General features: G+C 65.4%; 7 protein-coding genes. 1 reads left to right on the top strand and 6 read right to left on the bottom strand.

Annotated elements, in window-relative coordinates; all coding sequences use genetic code 11:
- Nucleotides 1-292: 292 nt before the first annotated feature.
- The gene (gene acnA / locus ACFQ00_RS16690) at nucleotides 293-2,974 is read left to right on the top strand and encodes an aconitate hydratase AcnA (protein ID WP_381493409.1); all 2,682 of its coding nucleotides are present in this window, start codon (nucleotides 293-295) and stop codon (nucleotides 2,972-2,974) included.
- Between the two features lie 68 nt (nucleotides 2,975-3,042).
- Here acnA and ACFQ00_RS16685 read toward each other — a convergent pair whose 3' ends face one another.
- The 6 genes from ACFQ00_RS16685 to rplT all read right to left on the bottom strand — a co-directional run bounded on the left by ACFQ00_RS16685 (nucleotide 3,043) and on the right by rplT (nucleotide 11,624).
- On the bottom strand, nucleotides 3,043-3,699 hold the full coding sequence (locus tag ACFQ00_RS16685) for an HAD family hydrolase (RefSeq protein WP_381493406.1): 657 nt from the start codon (nucleotides 3,697-3,699) through the stop codon (nucleotides 3,043-3,045).
- An 8-nt stretch (nucleotides 3,700-3,707) separates the two neighbouring features.
- Nucleotides 3,708-5,009 carry a cystathionine gamma-synthase family protein gene (locus tag ACFQ00_RS16680; protein WP_381493404.1) on the bottom strand — a complete coding sequence of 434 codons (1,302 nt, stop codon included), beginning with the start codon at nucleotides 5,007-5,009 and terminating at the stop codon, nucleotides 3,708-3,710.
- 314 nt (nucleotides 5,010-5,323) lie between these two features.
- Nucleotides 5,324-7,633 (bottom strand): EAL domain-containing protein, encoded by a 2,310-nt coding sequence (locus ACFQ00_RS16675; RefSeq protein ID WP_381493400.1) that lies wholly within the window; start codon nucleotides 7,631-7,633, stop codon nucleotides 5,324-5,326.
- 87 nt (nucleotides 7,634-7,720) lie between these two features.
- Nucleotides 7,721-10,093, bottom strand: coding sequence for a phenylalanine--tRNA ligase subunit beta (pheT, locus tag ACFQ00_RS16670; protein ID WP_381493397.1), 2,373 nt, complete (start codon nucleotides 10,091-10,093; stop codon nucleotides 7,721-7,723).
- Nucleotides 10,090-11,172, bottom strand: coding sequence for a phenylalanine--tRNA ligase subunit alpha (gene pheS, locus ACFQ00_RS16665; protein WP_381493394.1), 1,083 nt, complete (start codon nucleotides 11,170-11,172; stop codon nucleotides 10,090-10,092). The genes pheT and pheS overlap by 4 nt, the downstream gene beginning before the upstream one ends.
- Before the next feature lie 86 nt (nucleotides 11,173-11,258).
- Nucleotides 11,259-11,624 carry a 50S ribosomal protein L20 gene (gene rplT / locus ACFQ00_RS16660; protein WP_374595573.1) on the bottom strand — a complete coding sequence of 122 codons (366 nt, stop codon included), beginning with the start codon at nucleotides 11,622-11,624 and terminating at the stop codon, nucleotides 11,259-11,261.
- Between the last annotated feature and the right edge of the window lie 9 nt (nucleotides 11,625-11,633).

Below are 11,633 nucleotides of genomic sequence, written 5' to 3'. Positions count from 1 at the left end.
AACGCCGCCTCCCAAAAGACAGCCTTGAATCAACCTCCGAGTCTCCAGTCAAGCTTTGTCCACGAAACCTAACTCTCACCGCTTCTCACCACGCCGACTTACTCAGCAATAGAACTCCCCCTGAGTCCAGGCCTGAGCACGGCAAGTCAACATTTTGACAACTCCCCCCCGACTTTCGTCCCCTTCCCAACCCGGCTCCCCTTCGCTAAAGCAGCCGCGACTCCGGCGGTTGCTGCGCTGCAATAGGGCGCCTCCGGCCGGGCCGAACGGCAAAGACAAGGGGATCGTGAAGATGACCGCCACCGGACGCGACAGCCTGAACACCCGCCGCACGCTGAATGTCAGCGGCCGCGAATTCGCTTATTATTCGATCCCCGTCGCCGCCGAGCGCTTCGGCGACTTCTCGCAGCTTCCCTTCTCGATGAAGGTGCTGCTGGAAAACATGCTCCGCTTCGAAGACGGCGACACCGTTACCGAGGGTGACGTCGAGGCCTTCCGCGCATTCCTTTCCGCCAATCTCGGCGAGCGCGAGATCCAGTATCGCCCCGCGCGCGTGCTGATGCAGGATTTCACCGGTGTTCCCGCCGTCGTCGACCTCGCTGCCATGCGCGATGCGCTGGCGAAGCTCGGCGCGGACGCGGAGAAGATCAATCCGCTGGTCCCCGTCGATCTTGTCATCGACCACTCGGTGATGGTCGACGAGTTCGGCAACCCCAAGGCCTTCGAGCAGAACGTCGCGCTTGAATACGAGCGCAACATGGAGCGCTACAAGTTCCTGAAATGGGGGGCGCAGGCGTTCCGCAACTTCCGCGTCGTGCCGCCGGGAACGGGCATCTGCCACCAGGTGAACCTCGAATATCTGGCGCAGGCGGTGTGGACCTCCGAAGATGCATCGGGCGCGACGGTCGCGTATCCGGACACGCTCGTCGGCACCGACTCGCACACCACGATGGTGAACGGCCTCGGTGTGCTCGGCTGGGGCGTCGGCGGTATCGAGGCCGAAGCCGCGATGCTCGGCCAGCCTGTCTCCATGCTCATCCCGGAAGTCGTCGGCTTCAAGCTCACCGGCAAGCTGCCGGAAGGCATCACCGCCACCGATCTCGTGCTCACCGTCACGCAGATGCTGCGCAAGAAGGGCGTCGTCGGCCGCTTCGTGGAGTTCTACGGCCCGGGCCTCGATGCGCTCAGCCTCGCCGACCGCGCGACGATCGCCAACATGGCACCAGAGTACGGCGCGACCTGCGGCTTCTTCCCGATCGACGCGGAAACCATCCGCTACATGAAGTTCACCGGCCGCGAAGACTGGCGCTGCGAGATGGTGGAAGCCTATGCGAAGGCGCAGGGCATGTGGCGCGATGCCTCCACGCCCGATCCCGTGTTCACCGACACTCTCGGCCTCGATCTCTCCGAAGTGCGCCCCAGCCTCGCCGGTCCGCGCCGCCCGCAGGACCGCGTGCTCCTCGAAGACCTCTCCGCCGGTTTCGAAGCCGAGCTGGCGAACAGCTTCAAGGTTGGGAACGCCGCGAAGCGCGTTCCGGTTGAAGGCGCGAACTACGATATCGGCCACGGCGACGTGGTGATCGCCGCGATCACGAGCTGCACCAACACCTCGAACCCGGATGTGCTCGTCGCCGCCGGTCTCGTGGCCAAGAAGGCGCGCGCCAAGGGCCTCGACCGCAAGCCGTGGGTGAAGACCTCGCTCGCACCCGGATCGCAGGTCGTCACCGATTATCTCGAAAAGGCCGGGCTGCAGGCCGACCTCGACGCCATCGGCTTCGACCTCGTCGGCTACGGCTGCACCACCTGCATCGGCAACTCGGGTCCGCTGCCCGCGCCGATCTCGAAGGCCGTCAACGACGGCGACATCGTCGCCGCGTCCGTCCTCTCGGGCAACCGCAACTTCGAAGGCCGCGTCTCGCCGGACGTGCGCGCCAACTACCTCGCCTCGCCGCCGCTCGTCGTCGCCTATGCGCTCGCGGGCACGGTGCGCAAGAACCTCGCCAAGGAGCCGATCGGCACGGGTTCGGATGGCCAGCCGGTGTTCCTGAAGGACATCTGGCCGACGAACCACGAGGTTCGCTCCACCGTCGAAGCCTCGCTCGACGCGGACATGTTCAAGGCCCGCTACGCGCACGTCTTCAAGGGCGACGCGCAGTGGCAGGCGATCGACGTAACGGGCGGCCGCACCTACAGCTTCTCGTCGGTCTCCACCTACGTGCAGAACCCGCCGTACTTCGAGGGCCTCTCAATGACGCCGAAGCCGCTTGTCGACATCGTGAACGCCCGCGCGCTCGCCGTGTTCGGCGATTCGATCACCACCGACCACATCTCACCGGCAGGCTCGATCAAGGCCGATTCCCCGGCCGGCACCTACCTCACCGAGCATCAGGTGAGCCGCGCCGACTTCAACTCCTACGGCTCGCGCCGCGGCAACCACGAAGTGATGATGCGCGGCACGTTCGCGAACATCCGCATCAAGAACAAGATGCTCCCCGGCGTCGAGGGCGGTGTCACCAAGCACATCCCGACCGGCGAGCAGCTCGCGATCTATGATGCGGCGATGCGCTACAAGGACGAAGGCACGCCGCTCGTCGTCCTCGCGGGCAAGGAATACGGCACGGGCTCCTCGCGCGATTGGGCCGCGAAGGGCACCACGCTCCTCGGCGTCCGCGCCGTTGTCGCCGAGAGCTACGAACGTATTCACCGCTCGAACCTCGTCGGCATGGGCGTGCTGCCGCTGCAGTTCCAGGGCAGCGACAGCGCGGAGACACTGGGCCTGACAGGCGACGAGCTCTTCAGCATCGACGGTGTCGCAAGCCTCAAGCCGCGTCAGGACGTGACGGTGAACTTCACCCGCGCCGACGGCAGCACGGGTTCGTTCGTCGCGCGCTGCCGCATCGATACGAACAACGAGCTGGAATATTTCCGCAACGGCGGCATCCTGCACTACGTGCTGCGGAACCTCGCCGCTTAAGCGCGGGTTTCGGTCAGGCCCGAAAGGTCAAGCAAGGGCGGGTGCCGAAAGGTTGCCCGCCCTTTCCTTTATTCCCATTCGATCACCTGCCAGCCGCGCAGCTCGGCGAGCGCACGCAGTTTCGGCGTCGGGTTGATCACGAAGCCTTCGTCCGACCAATCAAACATGGGCGCATCGCTGTGATGGTCCGAAAAAAAGCGCACGTGCAGCGTCTCGCGGGACGGCAGTGCCTGCGCCACCATGTCGCGCTTCGCGCCGTCGTAGCAGTTTTCGCCGTCCAGTTTCGCAAGCACCGCGCCCGATGCGTCGCGGTGCGATTTCGTGCCGACTACGTGCTCCACGCCGAGCCGTGCGGCGATGGCGTGGACGTAGAACGTGTAGGATGCCGTGGCGATCACCACGATGCGTCCTTCCGCCTTCTCGGCATCGATCCGCGCCTGCGCGCCCCGGAACGTGCGCCCCGGCACCATCCGGCGCGCGAAGCCCTCGGCGCGTGGCGCGATCCGCGCCATCGGCACGCGCCTGCCCATCAGCAGCCGGTGGTTGATCTCTTTCAGCCGCCCCCGGCTGACGAAGCCCGCGACATAGGCCGCGCCCGCGAGCAGCGACACGGGCAGAAACAGCAGCCGCCACGGTGCCTCGTGCCACGCCCAGTAGACCAGCCAGGGCGAATAGGAGCCGCCCCGCGTGATCGTCCTGTCCATGTCGAAGACGGAATACCGCACCCGCGCGCTCAAACCGCCTCCAGCGCCTGTTTGAAGTCCGCGATCAGGTCGTCGACGTGCTCGACGCCGATCGACACACGCACCAGATTGTCGCTGATCCCCAGCTCCGCCTTGCGCGCGTCCGGCACGGAAAGATGCGTCATCGCCGCCGGATGGCTCGCAAGACTTTCAGTGCCGCCCAGCGAAACGGCGAGCTTCACCAGCTTCAGGTTGTCGAGCAAGCGAAACGCCTCCGCCTCCCCGCCCTTCACGATTACCGAGAAGGTCGAACCCGAACCGGTGCAGTGACGATCGTAGATATCACGCTGGGCACTGCCGGGTTCGAGGAAACCGAGGTAACCGACGCGCTCGATCTTCGGGTGATCGCGCAAGAATGCGCAAAGCGTCCGGGCGTTGCTTTCCGCGCGCTCCATACGAAGCTGCACGGTTTCGAGGCTGCGCAGCAGCATCCACGAGGTGTGCGGATCGGTGATCGTACCGATGGTGTTGCGCAGCGCGAGGATCGGCGCGAGCGCGGCCTTGGTGCCGATACAGGCGCCGCCGACAAGATCGGAATGGCCACCAACATACTTGGTGAGCGAGTAGATCGAGATGTCCGCGCCGTGCCGCGTCGGCGCCTGAAAAACCGGGCCGAGAAACGTGTTGTCACACATGATGACCGGCTTCTCACCCTCCGCGAACACCGCGTCGCGCGCCGCAGCGACCGCCTCGATATCGACGAGGTCGTTCGTGGGATTCGCGGGACTTTCGAGGTAGATCACCGAAACACGGCCCTTGGCCTTCGCCGCGCGCAACGTCTCCTCGATCGCCTCCCGACTCGCCGACGCGCGAAAATCCATCCAGCCAACCGAGAACTTGCCGATCACGGCATCGATCAGCTTCTCGGTCGCGGCGTAGAGCGGCGCGGAGTGCACGATGATGTCACCGGGCCGCACCCACGCCAGCAGCGCCGTGGTGATGGCCGACATACCGGTCGAGAAAACAAGCGCATCTTCAGCGCCTTCCCACAGCGCCAGCCGGTCTTCGAGGATTTCCTGATCGGGGCCGTTGAAGCGGCCATAGACGAGACCCTCGGCACCGCCCGGGCGCCGGCCGATGATACCTTCGAAGAAGCGCTTGCCGTCCGCCGCGCTTTCGAAAACGTAGGTGGAGGTGAGGAAGATCGGCGGCTTCAGCGAGCCTTCAGACAACGCCGGATCATAGCCATAGCCCATCATCAGCGTAGACGGATGGAGCGAACGTCCGCCAAGCTCCAGCGACTGCGGCTTCATCGCGCGGCGGCGCGCCGGCGGCGGTTCTGCATCCGTCATATCCGCAACCTAACCCTCTGCCTCCCTATCTGCAACGAATACGCCCCCAGACAGAGCTGGCGGATTGCCGGACAATAAAAAAAGCCCCCGAGCGGGGGCTTTTCTTGTTGAGAGCGGCAGTGAAGCCGCTCCTAGACTGCAGCGCCTAGAGGTAGCTGCCGCCGAACAGCCAGTCCCAGAAACCCTTCGCGGGCTGAACCGGCTTACGAGTCGCATTCGTACGCATTTTTGTTCCCCAGCATCACAGTAATGGCAAACTGCCATGCCGGTATTTATGCTTAACGAATATGGTTTACAAGCATTAACCGTTAAAATTAACCACTTGCCTTAACCTTGGCGGGATAGTCGATCATCTCCTTGAGGTCGGAATCCTCCATCGGTCGGGCGATGTGGTAGCCCTGACCGCGATCACAGCGGATCTGCGCAAGCGCGAACAGCTGCTCGGGCGTTTCGATCCCTTCCGCGACGACCTCCAGCCCCAGGATATGCGCAAGCTCGATGGTCGACACCATCACCGCGCGATCTGCCGGCCCATTCAGAAGCGCGTTGGTGAAACGGCGATCGATCTTGAGTTCGGTCGCCGGGATTTTGCGCAGATACTCCAGTGTCGACATCCCCGTGCCGTAATCATCGATGGCGATGCCGATGCCGAGCATACGAAGCTCGTTGAGCGTTGCGAGCGCGGCTTCCCCCTCGGCGATCGCAGCCGTCTCTGTGATTTCCAGAACGAGAGCATCCGCAGGGATTTGATAGCGTGCGAGCACGGAGCGCACGACATCCACGATCATGCGGGAAGACAGCTCGCTCGGCGACAGGTTGACCGACATCCGAAACGTCGGATTGCGACGCAGAACATCGCGCGTCACGGCACCGGCGCGATCGAGAACGAAGGCCGTGACCTTCCCGATTCGGCCGTTGCGCTCGGCAATCTCCACGAAATCCATCGGGCTTATGGGGCCGCGCACCGGATGCGTCCAGCGCACCAGCGCTTCCGCGCCGGTGATCACCGCCGTTCTGAGATCAAGCTGCGGCTGGTAGGCGACCCAGATGTGGCCCGCTTCGAGCGCATCATCGAGTTCACCGAGCAGCGACAGCTTCCATTCCTTGGCCTTCGCCGTCGCCGGGTCGTGCACCATCCAGCAGACGCCTTCCTCGCTTGCCGCGTGCGCGGCCGCGAGGGCGCTGGCGAGGCGATGCGACATCGGCATCGCGGTTTCACGATCGAGACCGAAGGCAACGTCTACATCATAGCTGCGCTCGGCGACCTTGATGGGGCTACGGAAGATGAGTTGCATCGCCTTGAATTGGTCCACCACCAGTTCGAGTTCCGAAGCGTTGGTCAGCCAGACGAAATTGCCGTCGTCGCCGTGCCAGAGCTGCGCCCCGGTCGTGCCGATCGACAGGCGTGCCGCGATGAGCTTGGTGAGTTCGTGTTCGAAATCCGGAGGCAGCGTGCTGACGATATCCGCAAAGCGGCGCACGCGCGCGGCGATCAAAAGCTCCGACGAGACGAGATCCTCGCGGCGAAGCATCGCATTGACGGTGGGGAGACCCGAAACGGGATGGACGAGACCAAGCTCCCGCCGACGTTCGAGCACCTGCTGCCACGCGAAAGCGACGAGCGAGCCCGCGGCCAGCAACAGCGCGGGCGCGGCCTCGACGAACACATGCGCGTGTTCGAGGACCAGCGGCAGCACCAGAAGCGCAGCAAGGCCCGGCACGCCGAGCATCCATTTGAGCCGATTGCTGCCGTAAAGCAGCACTGCGGACACGGCGGCAGCCAACAGCCACAAAGGCCACCAACCGAGGACAGCAGGCCGGCCGGCCTTCAGCGTTTCGGCACCGAGGACGGTAACGAAAACACTCGTCGCGTGCCCTTGTCCCGGCATGGCGAGGCGTGTCGAAAGCGTTTTCGAATTGAGCCCGACCACGACCGTACGCCCCTCGACGTCGAGTTCCGATTGTCCGGCGAGAACATCGGCCGCACTCGCGTAGGGGATCGATGCCAGCGTGTAGGAGTAATCGATCGGGAACCGCGCGCCGAGCGGTCCGTCCACACCAGCGATCGCGGTCTCCATCGACCGGCGCACCCGGTCTCCGATCACCTGTCGATAGGCAAGATCGGGGACGCCATTCCAGTAGCGCAGGAACTTCATCGTCGAGACCACCTCGGCGGTGTCGCCAAGGCTCGACGGCTCAAGGACACGCGTCTTTCCATCAGCGGTGTAGTCGTTCGTGCTCGCCAAGAACACGGCGCCCGGATGCCGGTCTATGACCTTCGCAAACGCGCGGTCTCCCTCCGCATCGAGCGGCGGCAGATAGAGATCGAAGAACACTCGGTCGGCACCGGAGGCAAAGAGCCGGTTGGTGAGTGCGGCAAGGCGGTCCCGCTTCCATGGCCAGGGACCCGTCACCGCGATCGACTCGTCGTCGATACCGACCACGGCCACCTCGCCGCTTACCGGCTGGGCGCGAATCTTGTTGCGCAGCGTGAGGAGCGCGAGATCCGCCGGTTCCATGAACGCGGCAATCCCCATGAGACCCGACACGAGCATGAGCCACAGCAAAGGCTTGCGCTTTTGCGCAAGCGCCGTGATCGGCTCGAAGGCACGCGACAGGGGCATGTCGGCATGGTTACTGACCGAACCTTAAGAAAAACTACCAGATGCCCGGCCAGGACGGCAAAAAAGCGCGCAAATCCGGCCTGCGCTCTATTCGCGAAGCTCGGCACCGACTGCGCGCGCCGACGCGACGATCTTTCCGGCGATCGCAGAGATTTCCTCTTCGGTGAAGCTGCGCTCGTTGGGCTGCAACGTCACGTGCACGGCGAGCGAGCGCTTGCCCGGCTCGATGCCCACGCCTTCGAACAAATCGAACAGGCGAACCGCGGCAATGCGCTTCGGCTCCGCCTTTTGCACCGCGCGCAGCAGCACGTCCGCCGCCAGCGCCTTGTCGGCAACGAAGGCGAAATCGCGCGTCACCGCCTGTAGCGCCGGCGGCGAATAGACGGCACGGCCGCGCTTGCCGCGAGGTGCGGGAATGGCGTCGAGGAAGATCTCTGCGACAGCGACGCGGCCTTGCAGATCGAACGCACGGGCAAGGCGCGGATGAAGCTCGCCGAACTCGGCGAGGATCGTCTTGGGGCCAAGGCCGAGCTTCGCTGAGCGGCCCGGATGATACCAGGGGCTCGCACCCGTAAAGGCCTGCACGCGATCAACCGGCGCGCCGGCGGCGGCGAGGAGTGTCAGCACCTCGGCCTTGGCGTCGAACACGTCGAAGCCCTTTGTACCACCTTCGCGCCAGTCCTTTTCCTGCCGCGCCCCGGCAAGCACGAGGCCGAGCGTCAGTCGCTCGCCCTCACCGAGATAGCGGCGGCCAAGTTCGAACAGGCGGATCGAGGTCGCGCCGCGGTCGCTATTGCGCTGCGCGGCGGCGATGAGGCCGGGGAGCAGCGACGGCCGCATCACGGCGAGGTCGGCGGAGATCGGGTTTTCCAGCGTGAACACGCCGCCGCCGAAGCTCTCGGCGTCCTGCGGCGCGATGAAGCTCCACGTCACGGCCTCGTCGAGGCCGCGCGCGGCGGCGGCGCGGCGGAGGGTACGTTCGGTGAGCTGGGCGGGCGTGGCGGTGGGCTTCGCGACGCCTTCAGCGCGCGGGAGCGGCGTGGAAGGGATGGCATCGAAGCCGGAGATGCGGACGACCTCCTCGACGATGTCGGCGGCACCGTCCACGTCGCGGCGCCATGACGGGGCGGTGATGCGCCATGTGTCGCCGGTCTCGACGGCGAAGCCGAGGGCGGCGAGGATGTCCGCCTGCTTCGCCGGGTCGACGGTGACACCGGTGAGGCGCTCGGTGAGGTCGGGCGTGTAATCGACCTGCGGGGCGATCTCGGGGGGCCGGCCGGCGCGGAGCTCGCGGCTGGGGTCGCCGCCGCAGAGATCGAGGACCATGCGGGTGGCGAGCTGGAGGCCACCTTCGAGGAAGGCCGGGTCGACGCCGCGTTCGAAGCGGGCGCGGGCGTCGGAGGTGAGGCCGAGGGCGCGACCGGTACGACCGATACGCTGCGGGTCGAAGTATGCGCACTCGATGAGGATATCGGTCGTCTCGGTCTCGACGCCCGAGTGTTCGCCGCCCATGATGCCGGCGATGTCGTGGACCTCGCGGGCGTCGGCGATGACGGTCATCTCCGGGGTGAGCGCGTAGGTCTTGCCGTTGAGCGCCACGACGCTCTCGCCTTCCGCCGCGCGGCGGGCGACGACGGCGCCGGAGAGCCTGGCGAGATCGTAGACGTGGAGCGGCCGGCCGCGATCGAAGGTGATGTAGTTGGTGATGTCGACCAGCGCCGAGATCGGACGCAGGCCGATCGCCGTGAGACGCCGCTGCAGCCACGCGGGCGACGGGCCGTTCTTCACGCCGCGCACAACGCGCCCGAAGAAGGCGGGGCAGCCTTCGGGGTCGTCGGTGCGGATTTCGACCGGGCAGTCGTAGCCGCCCTCGACGCTTTCTACCGTGCCGGGCTTCAAGGTGCCGAGACCGAGCGCGGCGAGATCGCGCGCGATGCCGCGCACGCCCATGCAATCCTGCCGGTTCGGCGTCACCGAGACCTCGATGACGGGATCATTGAGGCCGAGCACCTCGGCGAAGGGCGTGCCCACGACGGGTTCGCCGGAGAGGTCGATGATGCCCGTGTGCGCGTCGGACAGTTCAAGCTCACGCTCCGAACACATCATGCCGTGCGATTCGACGCCGCGGATCGCCGCGACCTTCAAGGTCACATCGATACCGGGCACATAGGTGCCGGGCGCGGCGAACACGCCGTACAGCCCTGCGCGCGCATTGGGCGCGCCGCAGACGACCTGCAGGGGCTCGCCCGCGCCGGTATCGACCTTCAGGACCTGGAGCTTGTCCGCCTGCGGATGCGGCGCGGCTTCCAGAATCTTCGCGACGCGGAACGGCGCGAGACGGTTCGCAGGGTTGTCGACACCCTCGACCTCAAGCCCGACGCGGGTGAGGCCAAGCACGATGTCTTCAAGCGAAGCGGCGGTGTCGAGGTGGTCCTTCAGCCACGAAAGCGTGAACTTCATGCGCCGACTCCTCCCGAAAGCGTGGGTACGGCGAGCGGCGAGAAACCGTAGTGCTTCAGCCAGCGCACATCGCCATCGAAGAAGGCGCGAAGGTCGGTCATGCCGTATTTCAGCATCGCCAGACGATCGATACCCGCGCCGAAGGCGAAGCCCTGCCACTCGGCGGGATCGAGACCGCAGGCGGCGATGACGCGCGGATGCACCATGCCCGAGCCGAGAATTTCGAGCCACGACGCCTCGCCGCCGATCTTGAGCGTGCCGCCCTCCCACGAGCAGCCGACATCGACCTCGGCCGACGGTTCGGTGAAGGGGAAGTAGCTGGGGCGGAAGCGCAGCGTCACGTCATCGACCTCGAAGAAGGCCTTGATGAATGTTTCCAGCGTCCACTTGAGGTGCCCCATGTGGATGTTCCGGTCGATCACCAGCCCTTCGAGCTGATGGAACATCGGCGTGTGCGTCGCATCCGAATCCGAACGGTAGACGCGGCCCGGCGCGATGATGCGGATCGGCGGCTGCTCGCTCACCATCGTGCGGATCTGCACGGGCGAGGTATGCGTGCGCAGCAGGAACCGGCGACCTTCCCTGGCGAGCTGTTCGGGGAAATAGAAGGTATCGTGCATCGCGCGCGCCGGGTGCGATTCCGGGATGTTGAGCGCGGTGAAATTGTGCCAGTCGTCCTCGATCTCCGGACCGGTCGCGACGGCGAAGCCGAGATCGGCGAAGATTTCGGCAAGCTCGTCCATCACCTGCGAAACCGGATGCACGGTGCCGAGCCGCGCGGGCTCCACGGGAAGCGTGACGTCCACGGCCTCTGCCGCGAGCTTCGTATCGAGTTCGGCCGCTTCAAGCGCTTCCTTGCGCGCCGAGAGCGCACCCGACACCGCTTCGCGCAGCACGTTCAATGCCGCACCCGCGACTTTCCGTGCCTCGGGGTCCATGCCGCCCAGCGCCTTCAGCTGCTGCGTGATCGCCCCCGATTTGCCGAGCGCGGCAACGCGCAGCGCCTCGACAGCGGCAGCATCAGGCGCAGCGGAAATCTTGGCGAGCCATTCGCCCTGCTCTGCGGAAAGGTCGGACATCGTTGAACCCCGGTTCCATAAAAGAAAAAGGCGCGGCCGCTGCCGTGAGCAGCGCCGCGCCTTCCCATTGCTTTGGTTCGCGTTTGTTACGCGGCCTTCGCGAGCGCAGCTTCTGCCTGCTTGACGATGACCTTAAACGCTTCGCCCTCGTGGACGGCGAGATCGGCGAGCACCTTGCGGTCCAGCTCCACGCCGGCCAGCTTCAGGCCGTGCATGAACCGGCCATAGGTGAGGCCTTCTTCGCGGACAGCGGCATTGATGCGCTGAATCCAGAGTGCGCGGAAATTCCGCTTCTTCACCTTCCGGTCGCGATACGCGTACTGGCCGGCCTTCTCGACCGCCTGACGCGCGATGCGGATGGTGTTCTTCCGGCGGCCGTAGTAGCCCTTGGCTGCCTTCAGAATCTTCTTGTGCTTGGCGTGCGTGGTTACGCCGCGTTTGACACGTGCCATGGACTATCC

The organism is Sphingosinicella xenopeptidilytica (genome assembly GCF_042676985.1).
In the GTDB taxonomy this organism is placed as follows: Bacteria; Pseudomonadota; Alphaproteobacteria; order Sphingomonadales; family Sphingomonadaceae; genus Sphingosinicella; species Sphingosinicella xenopeptidilytica.
The sequence above is the reverse complement of the archived record's forward strand: the minus strand, read 5'-3'. Positions and strand labels throughout refer to the sequence as shown.

Bases quoted from the DNA above. Each gene is read 5' to 3' on its own strand.
- pheS (WP_381493394.1), bottom strand. From the start codon at position 11,172: ATGTCCGACCTTTCCGCAGAGCAGGGCGAATGGCTCGCCAAGATTTCC.
- ACFQ00_RS16680 (WP_381493404.1), bottom strand. From the start codon at position 5,009: ATGACGGATGCAGAACCGCCGCCGGCGCGCCGCCGCGCGATGAAGCCG.
- acnA (WP_381493409.1), top strand. From the start codon at position 293: ATGACCGCCACCGGACGCGACAGCCTGAACACCCGCCGCACGCTGAAT.
- ACFQ00_RS16675 (WP_381493400.1), bottom strand. From the start codon at position 7,633: ATGCCCCTGTCGCGTGCCTTCGAGCCGATCACGGCGCTTGCGCAAAAG.
- rplT (WP_374595573.1), bottom strand. From the start codon at position 11,624: ATGGCACGTGTCAAACGCGGCGTAACCACGCACGCCAAGCACAAGAAG.
- pheT (WP_381493397.1), bottom strand. From the start codon at position 10,093: ATGAAGTTCACGCTTTCGTGGCTGAAGGACCACCTCGACACCGCCGCT.